Annotated in this window: 25 protein-coding genes; 15 read left to right on the top strand and 10 right to left on the bottom strand. The window is 59.7% G+C overall.

Annotated features, from left to right (window positions below; translation table 11 throughout):
- Positions 1-63: 63 nt before the first annotated feature.
- From BD293_RS09520 to BD293_RS09535, 4 genes are all read left to right on the top strand, one after another.
- Positions 64-711, top strand: a complete 648-nt coding sequence (locus tag BD293_RS09520) for a pyrimidine 5'-nucleotidase (RefSeq protein ID WP_142081172.1) — start codon at positions 64-66, stop codon at positions 709-711.
- Positions 712-804: 93 nt separating this feature from the next.
- Positions 805-1017, top strand: coding sequence for a hypothetical protein (locus BD293_RS09525; RefSeq protein WP_142081174.1), 213 nt, complete (start codon positions 805-807; stop codon positions 1015-1017).
- A gap of 123 nt (positions 1018-1140) precedes the next feature.
- Positions 1141-1347, top strand: coding sequence for a hypothetical protein (locus tag BD293_RS09530; protein ID WP_142081176.1), 207 nt, complete (start codon positions 1141-1143; stop codon positions 1345-1347).
- Between the two features lie 83 nt (positions 1348-1430).
- A complete protein-coding gene (locus BD293_RS09535) occupies positions 1431-2624 on the top strand; it encodes a UbiH/UbiF family hydroxylase (protein WP_142081178.1) in 1194 nt (397 codons plus the stop codon).
- A gap of 11 nt (positions 2625-2635) precedes the next feature.
- On the opposite strand, the gene BD293_RS09540 is transcribed toward BD293_RS09535, so the two are convergent.
- Positions 2636-3163: a gamma carbonic anhydrase family protein gene (locus BD293_RS09540; protein ID WP_142081179.1), complete on the bottom strand. Its 528-nt coding sequence runs from the start codon at positions 3161-3163 to the stop codon at positions 2636-2638.
- Positions 3163-4041, bottom strand: a complete 879-nt coding sequence (locus BD293_RS09545) for an NAD(P)-dependent oxidoreductase (RefSeq protein WP_142081181.1) — start codon at positions 4039-4041, stop codon at positions 3163-3165. Before BD293_RS09545 ends, BD293_RS09540 begins: the two co-directional genes overlap by 1 nt.
- Before the next feature lie 95 nt (positions 4042-4136).
- On the opposite strand from BD293_RS09545, the gene BD293_RS09550 reads away from it, so the two are divergent.
- From BD293_RS09550 to BD293_RS09570, 5 genes are all read left to right on the top strand, one after another.
- Positions 4137-6599 carry a penicillin acylase family protein gene (locus BD293_RS09550; protein ID WP_142081183.1) on the top strand — a complete coding sequence of 821 codons (2463 nt, stop codon included), beginning with the start codon at positions 4137-4139 and terminating at the stop codon, positions 6597-6599.
- Positions 6600-6713: 114 nt separating this feature from the next.
- Positions 6714-7829: an OmpP1/FadL family transporter gene (locus BD293_RS09555; protein WP_170207096.1), complete on the top strand. Its 1116-nt coding sequence runs from the start codon at positions 6714-6716 to the stop codon at positions 7827-7829.
- 124 nt (positions 7830-7953) lie between these two features.
- Positions 7954-8811 carry an ATPase gene (locus BD293_RS09560; RefSeq protein ID WP_142081186.1) on the top strand — a complete coding sequence of 286 codons (858 nt, stop codon included), beginning with the start codon at positions 7954-7956 and terminating at the stop codon, positions 8809-8811.
- 9 nt (positions 8812-8820) lie between these two features.
- A complete protein-coding gene (gene metA / locus BD293_RS09565; RefSeq protein ID WP_142081188.1) occupies positions 8821-9738 on the top strand; it encodes a homoserine O-acetyltransferase MetA in 918 nt (305 codons plus the stop codon).
- Between the two features lie 64 nt (positions 9739-9802).
- Complete coding sequence (locus tag BD293_RS09570) at positions 9803-10669, top strand: alpha/beta fold hydrolase (RefSeq protein WP_170207097.1); 867 nt, start codon at positions 9803-9805, stop codon at positions 10667-10669.
- A gap of 48 nt (positions 10670-10717) precedes the next feature.
- Here BD293_RS09570 and BD293_RS09575 read toward each other — a convergent pair whose 3' ends face one another.
- From BD293_RS09575 to BD293_RS09595, 5 genes are all read right to left on the bottom strand, one after another.
- Entirely contained in the window at positions 10718-12001 is a 1284-nt protein-coding gene (locus tag BD293_RS09575) for a DUF3422 family protein (protein ID WP_142081192.1), read from the bottom strand.
- A 177-nt stretch (positions 12002-12178) separates the two neighbouring features.
- Positions 12179-13681 (bottom strand): NAD(P)(+) transhydrogenase (Re/Si-specific) subunit beta, encoded by a 1503-nt coding sequence (locus BD293_RS09580; protein ID WP_142081194.1) that lies wholly within the window; start codon positions 13679-13681, stop codon positions 12179-12181.
- 19 nt (positions 13682-13700) lie between these two features.
- A complete protein-coding gene (locus tag BD293_RS09585; protein ID WP_142081196.1) occupies positions 13701-15272 on the bottom strand; it encodes a Re/Si-specific NAD(P)(+) transhydrogenase subunit alpha in 1572 nt (523 codons plus the stop codon).
- 201 nt (positions 15273-15473) lie between these two features.
- On the bottom strand, positions 15474-15941 hold the full coding sequence (locus BD293_RS09590) for a methyltransferase family protein (RefSeq protein ID WP_142081198.1): 468 nt from the start codon (positions 15939-15941) through the stop codon (positions 15474-15476).
- Positions 15938-16345 (bottom strand): rhodanese-like domain-containing protein, encoded by a 408-nt coding sequence (locus BD293_RS09595; RefSeq protein ID WP_211841009.1) that lies wholly within the window; start codon positions 16343-16345, stop codon positions 15938-15940. Before BD293_RS09595 ends, BD293_RS09590 begins: the two co-directional genes overlap by 4 nt.
- A gap of 126 nt (positions 16346-16471) precedes the next feature.
- Between BD293_RS09595 and kynU the strand changes: the two genes are divergently transcribed.
- The 6 genes from kynU (at position 16472) to BD293_RS09625 (ending at position 22795) form a co-directional block, all read left to right on the top strand.
- Positions 16472-17665: a kynureninase gene (gene kynU / locus BD293_RS09600; protein WP_142081202.1), complete on the top strand. Its 1194-nt coding sequence runs from the start codon at positions 16472-16474 to the stop codon at positions 17663-17665.
- A gap of 127 nt (positions 17666-17792) precedes the next feature.
- Positions 17793-18515 (top strand): lytic transglycosylase domain-containing protein, encoded by a 723-nt coding sequence (locus BD293_RS09605; protein WP_246086261.1) that lies wholly within the window; start codon positions 17793-17795, stop codon positions 18513-18515.
- Positions 18512-20599: a flagellar biosynthesis protein FlhA gene (gene flhA, locus BD293_RS09610; protein ID WP_142081203.1), complete on the top strand. Its 2088-nt coding sequence runs from the start codon at positions 18512-18514 to the stop codon at positions 20597-20599. The genes BD293_RS09605 and flhA overlap by 4 nt, the downstream gene beginning before the upstream one ends.
- The gene (locus tag BD293_RS09615) at positions 20596-21387 is read left to right on the top strand and encodes a flagellar biosynthetic protein FliR (protein ID WP_142081205.1); all 792 of its coding nucleotides are present in this window, start codon (positions 20596-20598) and stop codon (positions 21385-21387) included. The genes flhA and BD293_RS09615 overlap by 4 nt, the downstream gene beginning before the upstream one ends.
- A complete protein-coding gene (locus tag BD293_RS09620; RefSeq protein WP_142081207.1) occupies positions 21384-22472 on the top strand; it encodes an EscU/YscU/HrcU family type III secretion system export apparatus switch protein in 1089 nt (362 codons plus the stop codon). The genes BD293_RS09615 and BD293_RS09620 overlap by 4 nt, the downstream gene beginning before the upstream one ends.
- A gap of 23 nt (positions 22473-22495) precedes the next feature.
- Positions 22496-22795 carry a hypothetical protein gene (locus BD293_RS09625; protein ID WP_170207098.1) on the top strand — a complete coding sequence of 100 codons (300 nt, stop codon included), beginning with the start codon at positions 22496-22498 and terminating at the stop codon, positions 22793-22795.
- Here BD293_RS09625 and BD293_RS09630 read toward each other — a convergent pair.
- The 3 genes from BD293_RS09630 to BD293_RS09640 form a co-directional block, all read right to left on the bottom strand.
- The gene (locus BD293_RS09630; RefSeq protein WP_425467924.1) at positions 22792-24072 is read right to left on the bottom strand and encodes an aminopeptidase; all 1281 of its coding nucleotides are present in this window, start codon (positions 24070-24072) and stop codon (positions 22792-22794) included. The two genes, BD293_RS09625 and BD293_RS09630, sit on opposite strands and share 4 nt — an antisense overlap.
- A gap of 79 nt (positions 24073-24151) precedes the next feature.
- Positions 24152-24619, bottom strand: coding sequence for a flagellar basal body-associated FliL family protein (locus tag BD293_RS09635; protein ID WP_142081211.1), 468 nt, complete (start codon positions 24617-24619; stop codon positions 24152-24154).
- Between the two features lie 94 nt (positions 24620-24713).
- Positions 24714-25861, bottom strand: a protein-coding gene (locus BD293_RS09640) for an IS630 family transposase (protein WP_142084373.1) whose coding sequence is annotated in 2 segments (ribosomal slippage) — positions 24714-25414 and positions 25414-25861 — 1149 coding nt in all. Because the reading frame shifts where the segments join, the coding sequence is not laid out codon by codon here.
- Between the last annotated feature and the right edge of the window lie 37 nt (positions 25862-25898).

Below are 25898 nucleotides of genomic sequence, written 5' to 3' on the forward strand. Positions count from 1 at the left end.
TTCGCGCCAGATGACAAGCCCTGTCGCCTTGCCCTTCGCTATTAAACAGTTAGACTGCGCACCATGCCAGCCGAATGTTTTTCCGATGTGCGTGCTTGGGTCTTTGATCTCGACAACACGCTTTACCCACCTGAAATGCGCCTGTTCGACCAGATCGAAGGGCGCATGGTTTCCTATGTCATGGACACGCTCGGGGTCACACAGGATGAGGCGAACCACCTGCGCCACAGCTATTGGTCGCAATATGGCACAACGCTGGCCGGGTTGATGCATTATCACGACATAGACCCGGTCCCTTATATGCAGCATGTGCATGACATTGATTTCTCGGTGCTGCGCCCCGATGAATTGTTGCGCGACCATATTGCAGCACTGCCCGGTCGCAGGATCATCTACACGAACGGATCGGCAGACTATGCCTTGCGCGTATCCGAGGCGCGTGGGCTAAGCGGGCTATTTGATGCGATTTACGGTGTTGAACATGCCGGTTATCGCCCCAAGCCCGAGCAAAACGCCTTTGAGCAGATATTTGCGCTTGATGGGCTGGACCCCGCCCGCGCCGCGATGTTCGAGGATGATCCACGCAATCTGGCCGCCCCCTTTGCGATGGGAATGCGCACGGTTCATGTCGCCCCCGAACCCCATGACGCGCCCCATATCCAACACCATACCGATGATCTGACGGCCTTTCTGTCGCAACTGCGCCCCTGACTGCGGCCCCAATCTGCTGCGCGACAATCTGCCATGCTGCACCGCAGCAATTAAAAGTCTAGACGCAAGCACATATTTATCGGAGGAGCGACTATGACCAGCACAGCGACACAAACACCCACGAAAACGCCCGCAATGCCCAAGATGCTTGCCAACGAGCCTTGGGCCATCTGGGCTGGCATCGTGTTCGTCCTTGCAGCCCTGGTCACGGCGGTGCTGACAATGGGTGTGGCCGGGCTTGTTGTGGTGATGGTCCCTGCTGCAATCGGCATGCTGGGGCTTTTGTGCTTCATCGTGTTTGGCTGACGGCCTAAGTTATCGCGCGTGGGGGTGACCCTGCGCGCTTCGGTCGCGCGACAACCTGCCATCCTGTAGTCTGGCGCGTCATTTCATACATCCCGAATACAATATTTCGAAGGGTGTGTGACCATGGCGAAGAGTGACTCCCAAACCACTGACAAGAAGCGCAACTGGCGCGAAGATGACGAGCCTTGGCCAATCTGGGCCGCGCTCATGGTCTTTCTCAATGTGCTTGTTCTGTCCACAATGACATGGGGCTTGCCGGGGCTGGTGTCGGTCATGGTCTTTGCAGCGCTTGCTATGGTGGTAATTCTGATCCTGATTGTCTTTGGATAGGGTGGCGCTGTGTCGCGCGCGCACAGGATTGCGCCTGCGCGGTCATGCGGTATGATTCCCACAGTCAAGAAGAGGGTGCCCTGATGCGTGAGTGTTACGACATAGTTGTCTCTGGCGGCGGGATCGCTGGCATGGCCGCAGCCGCCGCAATCGGCAGCCAAGGGTATTCCGTCTTGTGCGTGGACCCGACCCCCCCCATCATGACCGAAGCAGACCCCGGCGCGGACCTGCGCAGCACGGCCTTTTTGCAACCGTCGATTTCCGTTCTGGAACACGCGGGCCTTTGGGAACGGTTTCAGGCCCATGCGATGCCGCTGCAAGTGATGCGCATAGTGGATGCAGGCAGCGAAGACCCGACACCGCGCGTCAGCCATGATTTCAATGCCGCCGACATTTCGGACCAGCCTTTTGGATGGAACCTGCCCAACTGGTTGCTGAAACGCGAATGCGCAGCGCGGCTGGATGAGTTGCCGAATGTCACCTTTCGCCCCGGCATCGGCACCCGCCGCCTGACCACGCGCGAAACAGCGGCACTGGTCAGCCTATCCGACGGCACCACCGTCGAGGCCAGATTGCTGATCGCGGCAGACGGGCGCAATTCGCCCATGCGGCAAGCACTGGGAATCCCTGTGCGCACTACGCGGTTCGGGCAAAAGGCGCTGGCCTTTGCGGTCACGCATCCGGTGCCGCATGACAATGTCTCGACCGAAATTCACCGCTCTGGCGGGCCGTTCACATTCGTGCCGTTGCCCGACCGCGATGGCCTGCCCTGCTCTGCGATTGTTTGGATGGAAACCGGCCCAGAGGTTGCGCGGCTGGCCGCACTGCCACAAGCCGCCTTCGAGGACGAGATGAACACCCGCTCTTGCGGGGTGTTCGGCCCGCTGACACTGGCATCGCGCCTGACCGTCTGGCCGATCATCAGCCAGATCGCGGAGCGCTTTCATGGCGAACGAACAGCGCTGATGGCAGAGGCCGCACATGTGGTCCCCCCGATCGGGGCGCAGGGGCTGAACATGTCACTGGCCGATCTGTCAGCCCTGATCGAGCTTGCCACGCCGGAAGGGTTGGGAAGCCCTGCCATGCTGTCGGCCTATCACCGCCGTCGCTACCCCGATGTGGCATTGCGCGTGGCAGGTGTTGGCATGCTCAACCGCGTGTCGATGATCCATGCGCAGCCACTACGCGACGCACGCGCCAAGGTGCTGGATATGATGTATTCTGCGTCCCCGGTGCGGCGCGCGCTGATGCAGATGGGGATTGGCGTGCGCTCCTGAAAGATTCACGCTTAATCAATAGGTAGCAACCCGTTCTTAAACCTAGTCATATTGGTGCGGTACCCTGCGGCAGAGGCCAGCAGCTTCGCTCGTGCGTCCGCATCCAGTTGCCGCACCACACGTCCGGGCGACCCCATAACCAATGACCCGTCGGGAATGATTTTGCCTTCGGTCACCAGCGCGCCCGCGCCGATCAGGCACCCTTTGCCAATGACCGCACCATTCAGAACCGTGGCCCCCATGCCAATCAACGAACCCTCGCCTATGGTGCAACCATGCAGCATGGCCTTATGCCCGATAGTACACTGCGCCCCTATTGTCAGCGGATAGCCGATATCTGTGTGCAAGACGCAGTTTTCCTGAATATTGCTGCCTTCGCCAATGACCAGCGGTTCATTGTCGCCGCGCAAGGTACAGCCAAACCAGATCGATACCCCTTCGGTCAGCACCACATGCCCGATCACATGCGCGCCCGGTGCGACCCAGTAGTCGCCAGACTCTGGCAGCGTCGGGCGCTGCCCATCAAGCGCGTAAAGCATCACCCTTCTCCCAGCTTGCGCAACCGCGCGATCAAGGCGGAGGTGTCCCAGCGCCCGCCGCCCATCGTCTGCACTTCCTTGTAGAACTGATCGACCAGTGCTGTGACGGGCAAGGCCGCGCCCACCTCATCCGCTGCCGCAAGGCAGATGGCCAGATCCTTGCGCATCCAGTCCACAGCAAAACCGTGGTCAAATTCGCGGTCCAGCATTGTGCCGTGGCGGTTTTGCATCTGCCACGATCCGGCGGCCCCCTGAGAGATGACTTCGATCACGGCGCGCCCGTCCATGCCCGCCTTCTCACCGAAATGCAGCGCCTCGGACAAGCCTTGCACGGCACCGGCGATGCAGATCTGGTTCATCATCTTGGCGATCTGGCCTGCGCCACTTTCGCCCATACGCCGCGCAATGCGCGCATAGGCGTCCATGATCGGCTCTGCGCGCGCATACTCTGCGGCATCGCCACCGCACATAATCGACAGCGCGCCGTTCTCGGCACCCGCCTGCCCGCCCGAAACCGGCGCATCGACATATCCTACGCCAAGTGCCTTTGCAGCTGCGTAAAGCTCGCGTGTGACCTGTGCGGAAACAGTGGTGTGATCGACAAACACTGTGCCCGATGCCATACCTGCGAACGCACCCTCGTCGCCCAGACAAACACTGCGCAGATCATCGTCATTGCCCACACAGGCCATGACAAATTCGGCACCCTCGGCCGCTGCGCGCGGTGTTTCGCCAAAGCGCCCGCCATGTGCGGCCACCCAGTCTTTTGCCTTGGATGTTGTGCGATTATAGACACATACCTCATGGCCTGCTTGCGCCAGATGCGCGGCCATTGGCCCACCCATGACCCCAAGCCCCAAAAACGCCAGTTTTGTCATTGCATCCCTCTCGAATTCTTGTGATTGCGCATTCGGCGCTAGAGCAATACCTATCAGGGCCAAACCCACCGTCAACACAAAGCCCCTTTTACCTCATGTTCACAATGTTTCGCTGGTTGTTGAAGATCTTTGGCGCGCTTGCCGCGCTGGCGGTGCTTGTGGCGTTGGGATTGTACTTTTTCTTGTCGCGCTCGCTGCCCGATTACACGGAATCCTTTACCATTCCGGCAGTGCAAGGCGAAGTCGAGATTGTGCGCAACACGCATAACGTGCCCCATATCTTTGCCGAGCATGAGACGGATGTGTTTTTCGGTCTTGGCTTTGCCCATGCGCAGGACAGGCTGTGGCAAATGCAGATGCTGCGCCGCACGGCACAGGGGCGTCTGTCGGAAATGTTCGGGCGGCGCACTGTGCGCACAGACGAGTTGATGCGCCGGCTTGACCTGTATGGCTTGGCGCGCAGCTCTGTCCGGGCGCAGGATGACCAGACGCAGGCCGCCTTGCAATCCTATGCTGACGGGGTGAATGCGTGGCTGCGCGAAAGCAATGACCGGGCGCGCGGGCGCGGCGCGCCAGAGTTTTTCGTGTTCAACGCCGAGATGCCACTCTGGCAACCCACAGATTCGCTGGCCATCCTGAAACTGCTATCTGTTCAACTGAACGGACAGATCACGCGCGAAGTGCTGCGCGCACGCACCTCGCTTCTGGTCCCCGAAGAGCGGTTGCGCGATCTGATGCCCGATGCGCCGGGATCAGGCGTGGCGGCCCTGCCCGACTTTGCCACGCTGTTCCCTGATGTGACAGCAGACCAGCAGGTTGCCGCCCTATCAGCCCCCTTGTCCCCCATCCGCCCCACTGCATTGGCCGGTGCCTCGAACAGTTTTGCGGCCACACCTGAACGCGCGGCCAGCGATGGCGCGATCCTTGCCAATGACCCGCATCTGGAACTGACCGCGCCGTCGCTGATGTATCTTGCGCGGCTGGAACTGGACACGGGCGGCGTCATCGGGGCAACCATTCCGGGCGTACCTGCCATCCTGTCAGGGCGATCAGAGGCTTTGGGATGGGGCATCACGTCGTCCTACATGGATGACAGCGATATCTTTATCGAAGAATTGAACCCCGACAACTCGACGCAATACCGCACCCCAGACGGCTGGGCCGAGTTCGAGACGCGCGGCACGATCATTCGGATCAAGGACGAAGACCCCGTTACACTGACCTTGCGCTGGTCTGAAAACGGGCCGGTCCTGTCGAGCAGCCTGTATGATGTGGGCACGATCACACCGCCGGGCCATGTCGCTAGCCTTGGCTGGACCGCGCTGGAGGCAGAAGACACCACCATGACCGCCGCCATGCGGCTGATGCGCGCGCAAGGCATCGAGCAGGCGCTGGAGGCGGGCGAGTTGTTCATCGCGCCGTCGCAAAACCTGATGCTCGCCACGCAGGACCGCGTTGCCATGCAGACCATCGGGCGTATGCCGCGCCGCCGCGCAGATCATGAAACGCAGGGACGTATGCCTGCCCCCGGCTGGCGCACCGAGAACCGCTGGCTGGGCACCCTGCCCTATTCGGCCAATCCGCGCTTTCTGGACCCCGAAAGCGGCATTTTGGGCAATACCAACAACAAAATCATCGAGCGCCCCTTTCCGCTGCATGTCAGCCATGACTGGGGCGACACGCAGCGCATCGAGCGGTTCTTGCATCTGATGCGCACACGCAATGTCCATACCCGCGACAGCTTCATCGAGGCGCAGCTGGACACTGTCAGCCCGGCCGCGCGCCTGCTGCTGCCGCTTGTGGCGGCGGATCTGTGGTTCTCGGGCGAGGCAGCACCGGCGGGCACCCGCGCCCATCTGCGCCAGCGTGCATTGCGGCTGATGGCCGACTGGAACGGCGAGATGAACGAGCATCTGCCAGAGCCGTTGATCTATGCCGCGTGGATGCGCGCGCTGCAAACCCGCCTGATCCGCGACGAGTTGGGGCCACTGGCGGATAATTTCACCCATGTCGATCCGGTCTTTATCGAGCGCGTGTTCCGCGACACGGATGGGGCGGGCGAATGGTGCAATATCGTACAATCTTCGGTGACAGAAACCTGCACAGAAATTGCCATAAACGCCCTAGACGAGGCGCTGCTGCGCCTGACCGAGCGGTATGGCGAGAATGTCGAAAGCTGGCGCTGGGGCGACGCGCATATGGCCACCCACACCCATTCCGTGCTGGGCGAGGTGCCGCTGGTGCGCCATTTCGTCAATATCCGTCAATCCACGTCGGGGGGCGATCACACCTTGATGCGCGCGGCCACATCGGGGCGAGAGCCGGAGCCATTCGCCAATGTCCATGGCGCGGTCTATCGGGGCGTCTATGATTTCGCCGATCCTGAAAGCTCGGTGTTTATTCTGTCCACAGGCCAGTCAGGCCACCCGCTGTCGCGCCATTACGATGATCTGGGCGATCTGTGGCGGCGTGGCGAGTATATCCCCATGACGCTGGACCCGGAGCTTGCACGCGGGGGGGCAGTTGGCATCACCACAATTCGCCCTACAGCAGAGTAACCGGCAGCGTTGCAGTTTCGTCACAATTTATCAGAATCGAATTTACCTGACCTTAAGTCAGATGTGACATCATAGGCAGAATCGCCTCAAGCTATGCGCACAGAGGAGCCGCGTTTGCGGAACTATCGGAAAGAGGAGGAGTTTTCCGTGCGTAAGTATTTAGTATCGGGCCTGATGGCCCTGACTGCAAGCCCGGTTTGGGCCGGTGGCGTCGAACGCTCTACACAATCCATGGCGATCCTTTTTCAGGAAGGCCGCTATATCGAAATCGGAGCGCAATTCGCGCGCCCGCGCGTCTCTGGGGATGCCTCAGGGCCGTTTAATCCGGCGTCAGGCCCGACAGGTAATATAGCGCGGCGGGTCTTTCACGGCAGCTTGGCGTATAAGGCAGATATCAACGAACAAGTCTCTTACGCTATCATACTTGATGAGCCGATTGGCGCAGATGTGTCATACCCTTCCGGGACAGATGCGTTTCTTAGCGGGTCGAAGGCAAAGATCGACAGCACCGCCCTGACTGGTGTGCTCCGCTACAGTTTTGGCAATGGGTTCAGTGCATATGCTGGTGTTCGTTCGGTCTGGAGCAAGGGCAGCGTTGATCTGGTCTTTGCAACACCCCCAGAACCTACGCCCTATACCATGCAAACCAACCGTGATCAGGCTTGGGGTTATCTGTTGGGTGCGGCCTACGAGATACCGGAAATCGCAGCGCGCGTATCGCTCACCTACAACTCAAAGGTGAAACACAAGTTCGATCAGACAGTAAATGGCATGGCGATGCCAGATGGTTTTGAAACGACAATCCCCGAAAGCCTGCATCTGGAATTCCAGAGCGGGATTGCAGAAGACACCATATTGATGGGGTCGGTTCGTTGGGTACGGTGGCAAGATTTTAATATTAGCCCCGCCGGAAACCCGAACCTTGTCTCTTACGACCGAAATTCCGTCACATACACGCTTGGAGTAGGTCGACGCTTCAACGAGAACTGGTCTGGCTCGGTCATGCTCGGCTATGATACGGGTAATGGCAAAACGACCGGCAACCTACAACCTGTCTCAAGCCGCCGTTCAATCGGTCTTGGTGCGAGTTATACAGTGGACAATATAACCATCTCTGGCGGCGTACAGTACAGCCGCTTTGGCGATGCAACTACGCGTCCCCCCGTCAACGGCACCTTCAGCGGAAATTCAATGATCGGCGCAGGTCTGCGGGTCGGCTTTAGTTTCTGAGTAGCGTGAGTTCCAAGTAAACTTGGCCCTGCCAGCCCCCGTGCTTGCAGGGCTTTTTCATGGCTTCTTGACCATTGGTCGCGCACTGGCTACCCAAAGCGCACCATTCCAAGGATGCGCCCCCATGCTCTACCCCACTGCGACAGACTGGCTGAACGCGCCGCGCAAGCAGGTCATGCTGTTTGGCATGTCAGGCCTTGGCAAGACCCATCTGGCCAATTTGCTGCGCGAGGGGGGCGACTGGTTCCACTACTCGATAGATTACCGCATCGGCACGCGCTATATGGGCGAGTTCATTGCCGATAATTTCAAGCGCGAAGCGATGAAAGTGCCGCTTTTGCGCGAGCTGCTTTTGTCGGATTCGGTCTATATCAGCTCCAACATCACATTCGACAATCTGGCACCGCTCTCCACCTATCTGGGCAAACCCGGCAACCCCGACCGCGGTGGCCTGCCCTTTGACGAGTATATGCAGCGACAGGAGCAGCACCGCGCGGCAGAGATCGCGGCCCTGCGCGACACACCCCATTTCATTGCCCGCGCCGATGCGCTCTATGGCTATGCGAATTTCGTTTGCGACACAGGTGGATCAATCTGCGAGGTGATTGACCCAGACAACCCGCAAGACCCGCTGATGACCCAGCTTGCCGATCATGTGTTGCCCATCTGGATCGAAGGGTCAGAGGCCCATACCGAAGAGCTGATCCGCCGTTTTGACCGTGCGCCCAAGCCCATGTATTACCAACCCGAATTCCTGCACGCGGCATGGGCCGAGTATCAGCGCGAAACCGGCCGTAGCCCTACGCAGATCGACCCCGATGCCTTTGTGCGCTGGACCTATGCGCGCGCATTGGCGCACCGTGCCCCGCGCTATGCCGCCATGGCCCGCAACTGGGGCCTGCGCGTAAGCGCGCAAGAGGTGGCACAGATCCGGCAGGCGAATGATTTCGTATCCCTCATAGCCGAAAAGCTGCCAAACTAAGGACTGACCATGCCCATCAAGCTGCCCGAAACCCTGCCTGCCTTTGACGTGCTGACGCGCGAAGGCGTCATGGTCATGTCCGAGCAAGCGGCGGCCCGGCAGGATATCCGGCCCTTGCGCATCGGCTTGTTGAACCTGATGCCCAAGAAAATCCAGACCGAGACGCAATTTGCCCGCCTGATCGGGGCCACGCCTTTGCAGATCGAGTTTTCACTCATCCGCATGTCCGAACATGAGACAAAGAACACCGCCGCCGAGCATATGGCCGAATTCTACCGCCCGTTTCAGGACGTGAAGACCGAGCGTTTTGACGGGCTGATTATCACTGGCGCACCGATTGAGCACCTACCCTATCAGGACGTCACCTATTGGGACGAGTTGACCGAGGTCTTTGAGTGGACGCAAACCCATGTACACCAGACTTTCGGGGTGTGCTGGGGCGGCATGGCAATGCTGTGGCATTTCCACAAGGTTCAGAAACATCTGCTGGATGCCAAGGCTTTCGGCTGTTTCCGCCACCGCATCCTTGCGCCTGCATCGCCCTATCTGCGCGGTTTCTCGGATGATCTGCTGATCCCTGTCAGTCGCTGGACAGAGCTGCGCCAATCCGAGATTGATCAGGTTGACGGGCTGAACACATTGATTGCATCGGATCAGGTTGGCCCCTGTCTGGTCGAAGATCCGGCCCATCGCGCGCTGATGGTGTTCAATCATTTCGAGTATGACAGCACCACACTGAAAGAAGAATATGACCGCGATGCAGAGGCAGGCACTCCGGTAACGGTCCCCATGAACTACTACCCGGATGACGATCCCTTGAGAACTCCGATGAACCGTTGGAGAAGTCACGCCCACCTTCTATATGGTAACTGGATCAACGACATTTATCAGACAACACCCTATGACCTTGCGAATATCGGCCAATAGACTAGCAGGGCTTGCCCTGAGCACCGCGATCATCGCGGCCTGTTCGACTGCCCTGGAGGAGCCTATGGCCCATGCAGACATAGCGCCCGAAGGCGCGTTCATTGATCTGCCGCAGGGCCGTATCCACGCGGTCATTCGGGGGGACGGCCCCGATCTGGTCATGATCCACGGGGCCAATGGAAATGCGCGCGATTTCAGTTTTGACCTGATGGACCGCATGGCCGATGATTTCCGTGTCATCGCGTTCGACCGCCCCGGTTTTGGCTTTTCTGACCCTTTCAACGAACCCGACAGCCCTGTCTTGCAGGCCGATATCCTGCGGGTTGCGGCAGCAACACTCGGCATCGAAGACCCGATCATTCTGGGCCATTCTTATGGCGGCGCGGTTGCGCTGGCTTGGGCGTTGCGCGCGCCCAATGATGTGGCAGGTCTGACGCTGCTGGCCCCTGCCTCGCATCCTTGGCCGGGCGAGTTGGGCATCTGGTACAAACTCAGCGCCTCGTCCGTCGGGCAGAATCTGGTCTTGCCCCTGATCTCGCGCCTTGCGCCACGCGGGGCGGTAGAGCGCAGCCTTGAAGGGGTTTTTGCCCCCGATCCGGTGCCAGAGGGGTATCTGGACCATCTGGGACTGGACCTGACCTTACGCGCCACGCAGCTAAGATTGAACGCCACGCAGATCGACAGCCTGAAAGGCCATGTCGAGGCGATGTCAGGTGGCTACCCTGCCCTGACCATGCCAATCGAGGTTTTGCACGGCACCAGCGACACGACTGTCGGCCTGCAATACCACGCTGAACGGTTGGAGGCAGAGGTCGAGAGTGTCACGCTGACCCGACTGGAAGGGGTCGGCCATATGCCGCACCATGCCCGCCCGGACGAGGTTGCGGACGCAATCCGCCGGGTTGCCGCACGCGCGCGGGACGGCAACTGACATCAACGCCGCAGCACGCCCCGCAAAAGGGCCGCGGCAACATTGGTGTCAGTCGAAATGGCGCCGGATACGGCGCACCATCCCCCAAACCCCCAGCACGACCAAAGGTGCGAGTATCGCCATTGCGACGCCGCGCGTAATGCCAAACGGCTCCATGATCGGCATGGCAACGTAGCTGGCAAGGTTCACTGCATAATAGCTGATCGCCACGACAGACAGCCCCTCGACCGTGTTTTGCAACCGCAATTGCAAATCTGCGCGCCGGTCCATGCTTTCCAGTAGTTTCTGGTTCTGCGCCGAGCGTTCGACATCCACCCGCGTGCCCAACAACTGCCCTGCGCGCATCGCACGCTCTGCCATCTTGCTGAGGCGCGCTTCGGCGGATTTGACCGTGCGCATGGCCGGGTCATAGCGGCGGGTCATGAATTCATGCAGGGTCTGGCGGCCATTGAAGCGCGCCTCGCGCAGCACTTCGATGCGCTGATGCACAAGCGCTTCATAGGCCCCTGTCGCCCCGAACCGGAACGAATTTTCGACCATCATATTTTCCAGCTCGGACGAGATGCGCAAAAGCGCCTCAAGCGTTTCTTCCGACCGTTTATCTGGCTCGACCATCGCGCGGGTCATCCGCGAGAGTTCATCATCCAGCATCGCCATCTGCGGCGACAGGTTGCGCGCGCGCAACAGCCCCAGCATGGAAATGGTCTTATAGGTCTCAATCTCGCACAAGCGCTGCAAAATCCGCCCGACCCGCCGCCCGCCTGTGCCTTCCTTGACGAAAACGGCCATGCGAATATGGCCCGCACGGTCGATACGGAAATCGCTGGCAATGATGGCTGTGCCGTCCAGAACATAGGACGCAGCAAGGCTTTCGGGCACGAACCAATCCAGCAACTTCTCGCGCATCTCGGATATGTCATCCGACATTGTCTCGATCTGAAACAGGATCGAGGTCAGGCGCGTTCCCGGTGCAGCGTCCAGCCACGCATCAGGAAACACACCGAAGGCCGCCGGATCAAAGGGACGTTCTGCCACGCCCTGCTCGAAAGTTGTGTAGGTCACAAATTCCGTATGGCTTTCCCATTTCAGATGATGGCGGCCCAGTTCAGCAGAGTGATGCGTTGCATCGGGGGCAGGATGACCCGCCCCGTGCCGGTCCAGCAGGGACAGCAAATGCGCACGATCCGCGCCGCGGTCGCGCTTGGACGCATCATGCGCGGGTTTCACAGCAAGAAAGGCGGCGACACCGGGCGCAGAAATCTTTGCCGCTGGGCGTGCGTGCAACTCATTCACAAGCGTGTAGCGCTGGGGATGGTCCTCGATCGGCGGCATGGGCTTGGGTGCCTTATATTTGGGTGATCATAAGCATATTCTGCGACGCGGCAAATGAAAGGCCGATTGCAGTACGCAGTCGCACACTTGTAATTCTGCAACAGACAAAGAGCGGGTGCAAAAGAGAAACCCGCCCCCTTTCAGGGACGGGTCGAAGATCAGTCACAAAGGTTGTGTTCAGTCGATCAAGGGCAGCAGTGAATCGACCGAGGCTTTTGCGTCGCCATAGAACATCCGCGTGTTGTCCTTGTAGAACAGCGGGTTCTCGATGCCGGAATAGCCCGTACCCTGCCCGCGCTTGGACACGAAAACCTGTTTGGCCTTCCACACTTCCAGAACCGGCATCCCCGCGATGGGGCTGTTTGGATCTTCTTGTGCGGCGGGGTTAACGATGTCGTTTGACCCGATGACGATCACCACATCTGTCGATGGGAAATCCTCATTGATCTCGTCCATTTCCAGCACGATGTCATAGGGCACCTTCGCTTCGGCCAGCAGCACGTTCATATGCCCCGGCAAACGCCCCGCAACGGGGTGAATAGCGAAACGAACGTTCTTACCTTTCGCGCGCAGCTTGCGTGTCAGTTCCGACACCGTTTGCTGTGCCTGCGCCACGGCCATGCCATAGCCCGGCACGATGACGACGCTGTCCGCCTCATTCAATGCAGCGGCCACGCCATCCGCATTGATTGCGATTTGCTCGCCTTCAACTGCCATTTGCGGACCAGATGCACCGCCAAAGCCGCCAAGGATCACGCTGATAAAGCTGCGGTTCATGGCTTTGCACATGATGTAACTCAGGATCGCACCCGAGCTGCCCACCAGCGCGCCCACAACGATCAGCAATTCATTGCCAAGGCTGAAACCGATGGCCGCTGCCGCCCAACCTGAATAGCTGTTGAGCATCGACACCACCACCGGCATATCGGCACCGCCAATACCCATGATCAGATGGTAGCCGATGAACAGCGCCATTGCGGTCAGAAGAATGAGCATCAGAATTGCAAAGGCACTGCTGTCAGAAAACACAAGGTAGAGCGCTGCAAACAGCACCGAAGCGACCGCCGCACCTGCGTTCAGCATATGCCCACCGGGCAGTTGCTTGGCCGCTGTATCTACCCGGCCTGCCAGTTTGCCATAAGCGATGATCGAGCCGGTAAAGGTCACAGCCCCGATCCAGATGCCGATCATCAATTCGACCCGCAGGATGGTCACTTCAACAGCGGTTTTCTTGCCGATGATTGCTGCGAAATTTGTCAGGCTCAGCCAAAGTTCATAGGCAGGCACCGACATCAGCCCGACAGGCTGCGGGAAGGGCAATTCTGCGTTGGCAAATGCCGCAGCGACGCGGTCAATCTCCAGATGCGCGTTAAAGCCCACCAGCACTGCGGCAAGGCCGACAAGGCTGTGCATGATCGCAACCAGTTCGGGCATCTGCGTCATTTGCACGCGTGTGGCCAACTGCCAGCCAACGATCCCGCCAAGTGCTATCAGAACCAGCGTCAGCCCCCACAGGCCGGAACCCGGCCCGACCATTGTGCCAACAACCGCCACCGCCATACCGGCGATGCCGTACCAGATTGCGCGCTTGGCGCTTTCCTGCCCTGATAGTCCGCCCAGTGACAGCACGAAGAGAACTGTTGCGACAGCATAGGCCGCAATCGTGAAACCGAAATCCATCTCTTATTCCTCCCGCCTGTCAGGACTTCTGGAACATGGCGAGCATACGCCGTGTTACCATGAAGCCACCAAAGATATTCACCGCAGCCATAAGCAAGGCGAGCGCTGCCATGAGCGTGATCAACACCGATGTCGACCCGATCTGCAACAAAGCGCCGACAACGATGATCGACGAGATCGCATTCGTCACCGCCATAAGCGGTGTGTGCAGGCTGTGCGAAACTTTCCAGATCACCTGGAACCCCACGAAGACTGCCAGTACGAAAATGATAAAATTGCGCATGAAGCTTTCAGGCGCGACCAGTCCCACGGCCAGTACAAATGCAGCCCCACCGGCCAACAGTGCGACCTGCGTTTTGGTCTGTGCCTTGAAGGCTGCGATTTCAGCCGCGCGCTTTTCCTCTGCCGTCAGTTCCTTGACCTTTTCCTTCGGCTTGGCGGCAATCGCCTTCACCTTGGGGGGCGGTGGTGGGAACGTGACCGCGCCTTCATGCGTCACTGTCGCGCCGCGAATGACGTCATCGTCCATGTTATGGTTGATGGCACCATCTTTTTCCGGCGTCAGATCGTGCAGCATGTGACGGATATTCGTCGAATACAGCGTCGAGGATTGCGCCGCCATGCGTGACGGGAAATCCGTGTAACCGATGATAACCACACCGTTTTCTGTCACCAGACGCTCGTCCATCACGGTCAGGTCGCAATTGCCACCCTTTTCCGCTGCAAGATCGACGATGACCGATCCGGGTTTCATCATCTGGACCATATCTTCGGTCCAGAGTTTGGGCGCGGGCCGTCCGGGGATCAGCGCGGTGGTGATGACGATATCGACATTCGGGGCCAGCTCGCGGAATTTCTCAAGCTGCTTTTCGCGGAATTCAGGGCTACTTGGTGCGGCATAGCCACCGGTTTCAGCACCATCTGTGGCGCTGTCTTCAAATTCAAGAAAGACGAATTCCGCACCCATCGATTCGATCTGCTCGGCCACTTCGGGGCGCACATCGAACGCAAGCGTAATTGCACCCAGCGAGGTGCTGGTGCCGATGGCCGCAAGCCCTGCAACACCTGCGCCCACAATCAGCACACGTGCGGGCGGAATTTTCCCCGCCGCTGTTACCTGACCGGTAAAGAAGCGGCCGAAGTTGTTGCCAGCCTCGATCACCGCGCGGTAGCCCGCAATATTGGCCATAGAGGACAGCGCATCCATTTTCTGAGCGCGCGAAATCCGTGGCACCATGTCCATAGCGATGACCGTCGCGCCCTGAGCTTTGGCTGCCTCTAGCATCGCTTCATTCTGGGCAGGCCAGAAGAAGGAAATAAGCGTCTGCCGCTCGCGCAGCAGTTTGATCTCGTCCATCTCGGGCTCGCGCACCTTGATGACGACATCTGTCGCTTCGCAAAGTGCGCTTGCATCCTTGACGACCGTGACACCGGCCTTTTCATACAGCTCGTCACTAAAGCCCGCCGCGACACCCGCGCCCGACTGGACAAAACACTCATGGCCCAGCTTCTGGATCTGCTGCGCACTATCTGGCGTCAGCGCAACCCGCGCCTCGCCCTGTTTGATTTCCTTTAACGCCCCGACTTTCACGCGTCGTCCCCCTTTCCTTCAGGTTCACCATGTTGTGCCTGTGCAAACATGGCTTGTTGGCACCGCGCTTCCATAACCTGCGCAAGATTGTTTCACAAGCGGGCAATAATTCGTAACAGCCGCGACGTGTTGCACGGGGCGCACGTGGCCTTGCAGCGCGCAGCGCTTGCGCATCTCTGCCTCATGATCGGGCGCCGTCTGTCACAGCCACCGCCGTGTGCGTGCAAAATACGCACGCGCGTCGTCCCCGAACTGATCAAGAATACGCGCCTCCTCCGGCTCGATGAACCGCACACGCAGCACCCAGACCAGCAGCGGCGCAAGCAGCAAGCCACCAACCGCGCCCCAACGCAACGACAGCCCGACAAGAATCAGCACATCTGCAAGATAGATCGGATTGCGCGAGATGCGGAAAATTCCTGTGGTAATCAGATGCTGCGGTGTCTGGTGCGGAATGATGGTCGAGCGCGCGCGCAAAAACGACCACCCCGCCAGACCGAACAGCAGCGCCCCCGTCAGCGTAACCAAAGTGCCAACGGCGTGGACAAAGGGCTGCCCGAGCAGCGGCGGCACGGCCACCGTTTCCAGCCAGACAACGCCCAGCGCGGCCAGCAACCAGACCGGCGGGTAATCCAGATACCGGATCAGTGACGGCCCGCCGCCGCTCAATCCCGGCCCGCAGTCCAAGCAGCAAGCCCGCCTTGCAGCACCAACACGTTCGAGCGCCCCAAAAGCCGCGCGACCAGAACCGCCTGTGTCGAAAGCACTGCCGTGTTGCAATAGACAACCACCATGCCGCTGGCAGGCAATTCATCCAGCCGGTCGACAATCTCGCGCCATTCGATGTTCAGCGCGCCCTCGATCCCGTCCTCGGCGTATTCACCGGCATTGCGCGCGTCGATAAAGGTGACATCTGGCAAAATGTCATCCGTCAACTGATCGACCATGATGACACCTTCGGTATAGCTGGCAAAATCCAGATAGGCGGCCAGTTCATCTGCCAGATCGCTGGCATATGTCGGGCTGGCGAAAGCAAGGCTGGCCGTCAGGCAGGTGGCAAGCAAGGCGCGCATGATCAATCTCCTCCAAATAAAATCACATTCGATTATTTGCATTCTCAATTCAAGTCCTTTGCAGCGCTCTTGACCTTCGCTCAACGACGCGGCACCGATACGAGTGCATCTATTGGGGGACAAACCATGACCGATTTCACCGCCACCCGCGCCATGTTCACCCTGCCAGAGGGCGTGATCTATCTGGATGGCAATTCCCTTGGCCCCCTGCCGCGTGCTGTGCCCGCACGGGTCGAGCAGACCATCCGCGCAGAATGGGGTGAGATGCTGATCACCGGCTGGAACAAGGCGGGCTGGATGGACCTGCCCGCGCGCGTGGGCGACCGTGTGGGCCGATTGATCGGCGCGGCCCCCGGCACTGTGGTCATGGGCGACACGTTGTCGATCAAGGTTTATCAGGCGCTGGCCTCGGCGCTGGAATTGCGCCCAGATCGACGCGTGATTCTGTCAGATACAGGCAACTTCCCGTCTGATCTGTATATGGCCGACGGATTGTGTCGCACGTTGGGGCCGGATTACCAGCTCAGGACCGTGGCCCCCGAAGCGGTCGAGGACGCCATAGATGACAGCGTCGCCGTACTGATGATTACCGAAGTGGATTACCGCACGGGCCGCAAGCATGACATGGCCCGATTGATTGCGCGGGCGCATGAGGCGGGCGCGCTGGTGGTCTGGGATCTGGCGCATTCCGCAGGTGCTATTCCGGTCGATGTTTCGGGCGCGGACACTGATTTTGCCGTGGGGTGCAGTTACAAATATCTCAACTCCGGCCCCGGCGGCCCCGCTTTCATCTATGTGGCCCCGCGACTGGCAGACACGGTGCGCCCCGCGCTTTCGGGCTGGCTGGGGCATGAAGCCCCCTTTGCCTTTGATCTCGACTACCGGCCCGGTGCTGGAATTGACCGCATGCGGGTGGGCACGCCGTCCATCTTGCAACTCGCAGCCCTTGATGCCGCGCTCGATGTCTGGGACGAGGTTGATATGGGCGATTTGCGCGCGCGCTCGCTGGAGCTTCAAGACAGCTTCATTGCTCATGTCGAGGCAGGTTGCCCTGAACTTGCGCTGGCCTCTCCGCGCGAGGGGGCGCAGCGCGGCTCTCAGGTCAGTTTCCGGCATGAGCATGGCTATGCAATCATTCAGGCGCTGATTGCCGATGGCGTTATCGGTGATTTCCGCGCGCCCGATATTTTGCGCTTTGGCTTCACCCCGCTGTATCTGTCGCAAGAAGATGTCGCTTTGGCTGCGGAAAAACTCTGCGCGATCATGGCAGAAAAGCGCTGGGACCGGGCCGGATTTCACCACCGCGCCAAGGTGACATGACCCTGCACCCCTGCAATTTGAGGGCCGAGATGCACCAAGATGCGCTGTAGTTACCGAATATAAACCAGAATCACGCTTAATCGCTCCTGCAAGCGCGCCACCGCGCCGTCAGATTGCAGGAGCAAGCATGGCCAGACCCGACGACCGCATTGCGTTGAAACTATTGCAAATGGCCTGCTTTGTTCTAGCCGGGTTGATTATCCTAAGCATTCTGGCATGGCCTGTCCTCAGCCGCGCATCGCCACAAGCACAGCTTTGCGAAGCGGCAGCGCAACAGGCCGCGACACGCCACGGCGTGCCAATGGATGTGCTGCGCGCCGTGGCGCTGGTGGAAACAGGTCGCAGCCGCGCGGGCCAGATGGAGCCGTGGCCTTGGGCCATTCATGCAGTAGGGCGCGGCCAGTGGTTCGACAACCGCGCCAAGGCCGTGGCCTTTGCACAGACCAAACTGGACGCCGGGCACCGTAATGTCGATCTGGGGTGTTTTCAGATCAACTACCGCTGGCACGGCCAAAACTTCACGTCGCTGGATGCTATGATCGACCCTGCGCGCAACGCAGATTATGCCGCGCGCCTGCTGGCGCAGCACAAGGCCCGGCTTGGCGCTTGGGAACTGGCAGCGGGCGCATATCATTCCGCAACCCCGCACCATGCGCAACGCTACATCGCGCGTTTTCGCCAGATGCGCGCACAGGCAAGCCCCGATATGCCACCCCCCTCACCCGATCGCGGCACCAACCGCTTTGTTTTGCTGACCTCAGCAGGCAGCACCAGTATGGGCTCTCTGGTGCCACTCTCAGGTCAAGCGCTAAGCGCGCGCCTGATCGATCTGGCCCCGCGCAAGCCATGAAATTGCTCCAACCCAAGGCCATCTTCAAGCCGACGATCCTGCTTGCACTGGCATTGATGGCAGTCATCTCGATGATGATCCTGCCAATCCCCGCTTGGATTCTGGATTTGGGTCTGGCCGCGTCCTTCGCGCTTGCCATCCTGATGTTCACCGTCACGCTGTTCATCCAGCGCCCGCTGGATTTCTCAATATTTCCGACAGTCCTGCTGGCGTCGCTGATGCTGCGGTTGTCGCTGAATGTGTCATCCACCAAGCTGATTATTGGCGAGGGGCATACCGGCACACATGCGGCAGGCGGCGTCATTCAAGGCTTTGCCAGCTTCGTCATGAGCGGCTCTGTCTTTCTGGGGGTCGTTATTTTCCTTGTGCTGCTGATCGTGAATTTCATCGTCATCACCAAAGGTGCCGGGCGCATGGCCGAAGTGGGCGCACGTTTCGCGCTGGATGGAATGCCGGGCAAGCAGCTTGCCATCGACAGCGACATGTCGGCTGGTGCGATTGACCACGCCGAGGCCCGCCACCGTCGAGAAACCGAACAGGCCGAGACGAATTTCTACGGATCACTTGATGGCGCCTCGAAATTCGTCAAGGGCGATGCCATTGCCGGGCTGCTGATAACACTGCTGAACATCGTGATGGGCCTGATCAACGGTACCATGATGCATGGAATGAGCCTGAGCGCCGCGTTTGAGACCTATGCTATTCTGACTGTCGGCGACGGGCTGGTCAGCCAGATCCCCGCCGTCATCATCTCGATCGCCGCCGCATTGCTGCTGGCGCGCGGCGGGGCCAATGGGGCGACAGATACGCAGTTGTTTGACCAGCTTGGCCGCTACCCCTCTGCGCTTGCAACGGTCGGGTTCCTGATGGCGCTGTTTGCCTTCATCCCCGGTTTGCCCTTTGTGCCCTTCGTCACTGGCGCGGGTGTCCTGATCGGGCTGGCTTGGGTTGCGCAGAACAAGCTGACCAAGGCCGAAATCTTGGCCGCCGTCCCCCCCGATACGCTGCCAGAACCGCCACGGCGCGGTATGGGGGATGTCCTTGATCTGGATGAAATCCACGTGCAATTCGCCCCTGACCTTGTTCCGATGGTGCTGGACCCTGCTTTGGGGCTGGACGGGCGCATCTCGAATATCCGGGCGCATGTCGCGCGGGAATTCGGGCTGATCCTGCCGGAAATCCGCCTGACCGATGACGCCACCCTGCCAGAAGGGACATACGCAATTCTGATCCACGGGGTAGAACAGGCCCGCGATCAACTGCGCCCCAACAAGCTGCTGGCACTGGTTCAGGACGAAGCAACATTCAACATCACCGGTGAGAACGTGAAAGAACCGGTCTATCAGGCCCCCGCCCGCTGGATCGACCCCGCCCGACAGGAAGATGCCACGCTGTCCGGCACCACAGTTGTCAGCCCGGTCGAGGTGCTGGCCACGCATCTTCTTGAAGTTCTGAAATCGAATTTCGCACGCCTGCTGACGTTCAAAAGCCTGCACCGCGTGTTGGACGCGCTGACCAGCATGTCCGACACCAGCCGCGCCGAGGCGAACAAACGCCTGTTGAATGACCTGATCCCCGACAAGGTGCCGGTCGAACTGCTGCTGGGTGTTCTGCGTTTGCTGCTGGATGAACGCGTCTCGATCCGCAACATCCCCCTGATCCTTGAGGCAATGTCCGAGGTCCGCACGCTGCTGCAAGGGCCAGATGCCGTGTGCGAACATGTCCGCCAGCGTCTGGGCTTTCAGCTTGTCGCCCCGCTGAAACGCGCAGATGGAACCTTGCCGCTGATCCAGCTTGCTCCAGACTGGGAAGAGGTGTTTTCCACCTATCAGATGACCGGCGAGTTTGGTGCCAGTGATGTCGCACTTCCGCCAGAAGAGTTCACGCGCCTGACCGATCAGATTGCGCGCACACTGGCCGAGTTGGCGAAAACCGGGATCAGCCCGGCGCTTGTGACATCTGCGCGCCGCCGCCGGTTTCTGCGCACGGCCCTGTCTGCCAAGGGGCTATCGCCCTCGGTTCTGTCTTACGAGGAAATCGGACTGGAGGCACGACCGGCGCTGGTCGGCACCATCGCGCCATGACCGCTGATATCTTTCAGATGCTTGACAACGTCAGCACCGGCATGGCCGATATTGCGGCCAGCAGTTTTGGTGTCTTTATCCGGGTCGGCGCGATGATGGCGCTTGCGCCTGCCTTTGGGGAACAGGTTGTGCCGGTCCGCGTGCGGCTTGCCCTGACGCTTGCCTTCACGGCCATCACCGCACCGGCTGTGGCCCCGATCATGCCCGTTACGACGCTGGCACCCGGACCGCTCGTAACCCTTGTCACCGCCGAGGCGCTGGCCGGGCTGGTGCTGGGCATTGGGTTGCGATTGCTGACCATCGCATTGCAGATTGCCGGAACAATCGCCGCACAAGCCACGTCACTGTCGCAATTCTTTGGCGGCGCGGGCGTAGACCCGCAACCCGCTATGTCGCAAATTCTGGTCATGGCGGGCCTTGCGCTGGCGGTGACACTTGGCCTGCACGTTACCTTGGCCGAATTGATACTCCTGTCCTACCAGTTTTTCCCGCCCGCACGTTTTCCCGATGCCGCCAGCCTTGCGGAATGGGGCGTGGCACATGTTGCGCGCGCCTTCACGCTGGCCTTTACGCTGGCCATGCCTTTTGTGATCCTGTCGTTGATTTTCTATGTCGCACTGGGGGCCATCAACAAGGCGATGCCGCAATTGATGGTGGCCTTTGTCGGCGCGCCAGCCATCACATGGGCCGGATTGGCGGTGTTGTTTCTTACAGCCCCGCTGATGCTGCCGATCTGGCACGAGGCGTTCTTAGGCTTTTTGCATGCGCCCGAAGGACTGCCCCGATGAGCGATGACGACCAAAGCGGCGAAAAGGAATTCGAGCCGACCGAGCGCAAACTGCAACAACAACGAGAAAAGGGCGAGGTGCCGCGCTCTACCGATCTGAACACTGCGGCGGCGTTTCTGGGGCTACTGATAGCCGCGATGGCAACGGGTCATTTCGCAGTAACGCAACTGGGGGATGCCGGGCTTGTCCTGATATCGCAGGCCGATCAGATATCAGCGCTGCTTGTCGGGAATGCGACGCCTTTGGTGGGTGGGTTGATCCTGCATGTCGCGGTGGCGATCCTGGCGCTGGTGATCGTGCCATTCCTGTTGGTCTGGACAGGGTTAATTGCCCAGCGCACTGTGATCTTTGCCCCCGAGAAGCTGATGCCAAAGGCCTCTCGCATCAACCCCATAGCGAATGCGAAAAACAAATTCGGGCGCAACGGCCTGTTTGAATTTGCCAAGAGCACGGTCAAACTGCTGGTCATCTCAAGCGTCCTGTGGCTGTTTTTGATGCATAATCTGGCCTCCATTCTGACCAGCATGTATCTGACACCCGCACTGGCAAGCGCTGAATTGCTTGGTCTGGTCATCCGTTTTCTGGCGCTTGTCTTTGTTGTCAAACTGTCCGTCGGGGCGATTGATTTCTTCTGGCAAAGGGCCGAGCATATGCGCCGCAACCGCATGTCGTTCAAAGATATGCGGGACGAGCACAAACAATCCGAGGGCGACCCGCATGCGAAAGGGCAGCGGCACCGGCGGGGCCGCGAGATTGCCAGCAATCACATGTTGGAAGCGGTGTCCGATGCCAGCGTCGTCATCGTCAACCCGACGCATTACGCAGTGGCGCTGAAATGGTCATCTGATGATCTGGGCGCACCGGTCTGTGTTGCAAAAGGCGTCGATCAGATAGCGGCCCGCATCCGGGAGCGCGCGGAAGATGCAGGCGTTCCAATTCATTCCGACCCACCCACAGCACGTGCGCTGCACGCGACTGTCGAGTTGGGGCAAGAGATATCCACCGAGCATTTCGGTGCCGTGGCCGCCGCGATCCGGTTTGCCGAAGCCATGCGCATAAAGGCACGGACAGGTGGCTGGTCATGAAAAGCCGCGACAGGTTACAGAAAATGCGCGCGCTCACGCAGATGATCCGCGATCATGACATGGCGCGATTGCAGCGCCTCACCGCCGCCCAGAACCTGACGCGCGAGAAACTGGCGCAGCTTCCGGTGCGCGCGCAGATGAACATTGATCCAGCATTGTTTAGTGTGCAGCAGGCGCATCTGCACTGGTCGGCACAGCAAATGATGCATCTCAACCTGCTTTTGGCACGACAGCGCGCGGCCCTGATCGAACAACGCGCGAAAACCGCGCGCAGCTTTGGCAGGGCCGACGCGGTGGCACGCCTGCTCGATCACAAAACCTAGCTGCGCACCCATTCACCCTTGCGCATCAGTGCGACCGGTTCTGCCCCGTCATGAACACCGTCCACATCCATCGCATCCGAGCCGATCATCCAGTCCACATGGATCAGGCTTTCATTGCCGCCGCGCGCTGAAATCTCGGCCTTGCTCAGGCGCTCACCCTGCTCGAAACAGGACGCATAGCATTGCCCCATCGCAATATGCGAGGCGGCGTTTTCGTCAAACAGGGTGTTGAAATACAACAGCCCCGTTTGCGACACGGGCGAGGAATGCGGCACCAGCGCCACTTCGCCCAACCGCGCAGCACCTTCATCTGTGGCCAGCATATCGCGCAACACATCGCCGCCCCGTGCAGCGCGTGCCGACACAGCGCGCCCCGATTCAAACCGCATCTCGATCTCTTCCAGCAGGCTGCCCTGATGCGACAGCGGTTTTGTCGCCCGCACATAGCCTTCGGTGCGCGCGGCGTGGGGCGTGGTGAACACCTCCTCGGTGGGGATATTAGGGTTGCAACGCACCCCGTTGCGCGCCTCATTGGCACCGCCCAGCCAGGCATGGCCATCCGCCAACCCGACGGTTAGGTCGGTGCCCGGCGCGCGGAAATGCAACGCATCAAACCGCGCCTCATTCAGCATCAGGCAGCGGCGTGCTAGCTCGGTATTATGCGCGCTCCATGCCGCGACCGGGTCGCTCTGGTCCAGCCGTGCGGTCACCTTGACGGCCTCGGCCAGCCGCAACAGCGCCTCTTGCGCGGACAGATCGGGGAACATCCGGCGCGCCCAATCCACCGTCGGGCAGGAAATAATCGACCAGTTGATATGAAACCCGGCAATCGCGGCAAGCGCAGGGCTATAGGCCTGCGCGTTGGCGCGATTTGCACGCCCGACAAGGGTGGGGTTCTGCTCGCTCAGCAGCATGGGGTCTTCGCCCACGAGGGCAAGCCGCGCGGCACCCCCCTCAAACGCTTTGGCCATCCCCTCGTAGAGCCAGCCTGCCGCACGATCAAACCCGGCATCCGCGCCATGCTCAAACCGTGCAAGTGTCATGTCACGGTCTGTAATCAGCGGCGTGACCAAACCGCCCCCGGCACGATACGCCGCCCGCGTGATGGCGCGGGCCAAGGGCAGCGCCGAAACAGGGGCTGTCAGCACAATGTCTTGCTCGGGTTGCAAATTCAGCCCGACCCGCACGGCCAGCTCCGCCAGCCCTTCCAACAGCGCATTATCCAGTTCTGCGTGCGCATTGCTTGCGGTCGGTTGCATGGTCGTGTCCTGTGGCATGATGTCTTCCGTTTGTTGCGTCAACACGCCGACACGCTGATCCAGCCGCGCCCCAAGGTCAAGCCCCAGACCAGCCCTCTCAGGGTCCACTGCGCAGGATATCGGTAATCAACACCCCCAGAACCACGTCGCGGCCCAGAATTTTCTGGCCCGACTCCAGCAAGGCTGCGCGCAAGGTGCCAAGCGCCGTATTGGCCGTGAAGACCCCTTCAAACCCGCCCGAATTCGCATGATCAAACATGATCTGTAACATGGCATCGCGCAGCCGTGGCAAATTAGCGGCGACAAGATCGCGCTGCGCGTCATCAATCTCAAGCGCAAGCGCCAGCACAAGCACCTTTGCGATACGGTCATCCGCGATCAATGGCACCATGAATTGATTGGGAATTTCAAAGACACCAATCTCAAGGCCCAAGGGCCGCGCGGGGAGCGTCGCCTCAACACTGTCTTGTTCGTCAACCTCGACGACAGGTCGCAAGGCAAGACCCGCGCCAAGCCCCCCGCCAATGCCCAACAAGATTAGTATCACTGGAATAAGCTTGCGCATGCAGACTGCCTTTTCTCGGGTGCCCTGCATCGGGCATCATGTCAAAACGGAGCAATGATTTCAGTGATCTGCGCGCCATATCTAGTCCTGCGATTCACTCGATTTGCGGATAAAGCCGGATAAGCTTTGTGCGCGCGTCTTGAGTTGTGAACTGCCAGTTGGTTTTGGCGCGTTGGGAGTTGCGATTTGTTGTCCATGCATCGACTTCGGCCTTCAGCATAGTTTTGTCCGGGATGCGCCGGGCCAGACATTGGCGAGCGAGGACGCTGAGTTCACATTCAGCGATGTTGAGCCAAGACCCATGTTTTGGCGTGTAGTGCCATTCGAACCGTTGTGCGATGCGGCGCGCTTGGGCAGGCGGGAAAGCCTCGTACAGCGATGCAGGGTTGTGGGTGTTCAGATTATCCTGCACGAGATCGATCTTTTCGGCATAGGGAAAGTGGAGATCAGCCAGATCGCGCAGGATATGGGCATAATCGATGGCAGTGCGTCGATCGCGTATCTCGACGTGGCGCCAGCCCTCCAGAGGAGCGAATAACATGAACAGGCTGGCGACACCTGCGCGTTCATATTCGTAGTCATGGCGCGCCTCGCGCCCTGGCTGCATGGGAATGGGTGTGCGGGTCTCACGGGTCAATTGTTTGCTGGTCTCGTCCAGACAAACCAGCGGACGGTTTTGATCGTGTGGACGGGTGTAGACGTCCAGCACATTCTCCATGGCCGCCACGAAACCAGCGTTGGCTTTGGGTGGGATTACCCAGTACCGGTTCCGGTGCGGTTTGAGCGCGTTTTTTTAAGCGTGCGTTGGATTGTGGTATCACTGGCCTGCTCAACAATGCCCAGTTCGACAACCCGCTTTTCCAACAACCTGAGTGTCCAGTGCGTATATTCTTCGGGTGGTTCGGAACAGGCAAGCGCGATCAGCTTGGCCTCGGCTTGCCCATCGAAGATCCGAGGTTGTGAAAGCGACGCTGGAACTTTGCGCGCTAAAGTCGCCTCAAGCCCTTCCTCCACAAGTTGGCGCCGGGTGCGGAAAACAGTCGAGAGACTGGTCTCTAATGCCTCGGCAATGCGCGCATCTTCCCATCCCGGGCCATCAGAGGACACATCCGCCTTCAGCAAAATCCGCGCCTTCAGCAGTCTGTAGGCGGCTTGCCGACCCGTTCTGATCATCCCTTCAAGGTGTTCACGCTCCTCTGTCGTCAGTCGAACTACATACTTCGGCTTGCACCCTCTTGTCATCATCTCACCCCCAGAAAGCTGCTACGCTCCACAGAGA

It is taken from the genome of Roseinatronobacter monicus (assembly GCF_006716865.1).
In the GTDB taxonomy this organism is placed as follows: domain Bacteria; phylum Pseudomonadota; class Alphaproteobacteria; order Rhodobacterales; family Rhodobacteraceae; genus Roseinatronobacter; species Roseinatronobacter monicus.

Bases quoted from the DNA above. Each gene is read 5' to 3' on its own strand.
- BD293_RS09525 (WP_142081174.1), top strand. From the start codon at position 805: ATGACCAGCACAGCGACACAAACACCCACGAAAACGCCCGCAATGCCC.
- BD293_RS09530 (WP_142081176.1), top strand. From the start codon at position 1,141: ATGGCGAAGAGTGACTCCCAAACCACTGACAAGAAGCGCAACTGGCGC.
- BD293_RS09630 (WP_425467924.1), bottom strand. From the start codon at position 24,072: ATGCCACAGGACACGACCATGCAACCGACCGCAAGCAATGCGCACGCA.
- BD293_RS09550 (WP_142081183.1), top strand. From the start codon at position 4,137: ATGTTCACAATGTTTCGCTGGTTGTTGAAGATCTTTGGCGCGCTTGCC.
- BD293_RS09575 (WP_142081192.1), bottom strand. From the start codon at position 12,001: ATGCCGCCGATCGAGGACCATCCCCAGCGCTACACGCTTGTGAATGAG.
- BD293_RS09620 (WP_142081207.1), top strand. From the start codon at position 21,384: ATGAGCGATGACGACCAAAGCGGCGAAAAGGAATTCGAGCCGACCGAG.
- BD293_RS09635 (WP_142081211.1), bottom strand. From the start codon at position 24,619: ATGCGCAAGCTTATTCCAGTGATACTAATCTTGTTGGGCATTGGCGGG.
- metA (WP_142081188.1), top strand. From the start codon at position 8,821: ATGCCCATCAAGCTGCCCGAAACCCTGCCTGCCTTTGACGTGCTGACG.
- kynU (WP_142081202.1), top strand. From the start codon at position 16,472: ATGACCGATTTCACCGCCACCCGCGCCATGTTCACCCTGCCAGAGGGC.
- flhA (WP_142081203.1), top strand. From the start codon at position 18,512: ATGAAATTGCTCCAACCCAAGGCCATCTTCAAGCCGACGATCCTGCTT.
- BD293_RS09545 (WP_142081181.1), bottom strand. From the start codon at position 4,041: ATGACAAAACTGGCGTTTTTGGGGCTTGGGGTCATGGGTGGGCCAATG.
- BD293_RS09535 (WP_142081178.1), top strand. From the start codon at position 1,431: ATGCGTGAGTGTTACGACATAGTTGTCTCTGGCGGCGGGATCGCTGGC.
- BD293_RS09580 (WP_142081194.1), bottom strand. From the start codon at position 13,681: ATGGATTTCGGTTTCACGATTGCGGCCTATGCTGTCGCAACAGTTCTC.
- BD293_RS09605 (WP_246086261.1), top strand. From the start codon at position 17,793: ATGGCCAGACCCGACGACCGCATTGCGTTGAAACTATTGCAAATGGCC.
- BD293_RS09625 (WP_170207098.1), top strand. From the start codon at position 22,496: ATGCGCGCGCTCACGCAGATGATCCGCGATCATGACATGGCGCGATTG.
- BD293_RS09570 (WP_170207097.1), top strand. From the start codon at position 9,803: ATGGCCCATGCAGACATAGCGCCCGAAGGCGCGTTCATTGATCTGCCG.
- BD293_RS09560 (WP_142081186.1), top strand. From the start codon at position 7,954: ATGCTCTACCCCACTGCGACAGACTGGCTGAACGCGCCGCGCAAGCAG.
- BD293_RS09595 (WP_211841009.1), bottom strand. From the start codon at position 16,345: ATGCGCGCCTTGCTTGCCACCTGCCTGACGGCCAGCCTTGCTTTCGCC.
- BD293_RS09540 (WP_142081179.1), bottom strand. From the start codon at position 3,163: ATGCTTTACGCGCTTGATGGGCAGCGCCCGACGCTGCCAGAGTCTGGC.
- BD293_RS09520 (WP_142081172.1), top strand. From the start codon at position 64: ATGCCAGCCGAATGTTTTTCCGATGTGCGTGCTTGGGTCTTTGATCTC.
- BD293_RS09615 (WP_142081205.1), top strand. From the start codon at position 20,596: ATGACCGCTGATATCTTTCAGATGCTTGACAACGTCAGCACCGGCATG.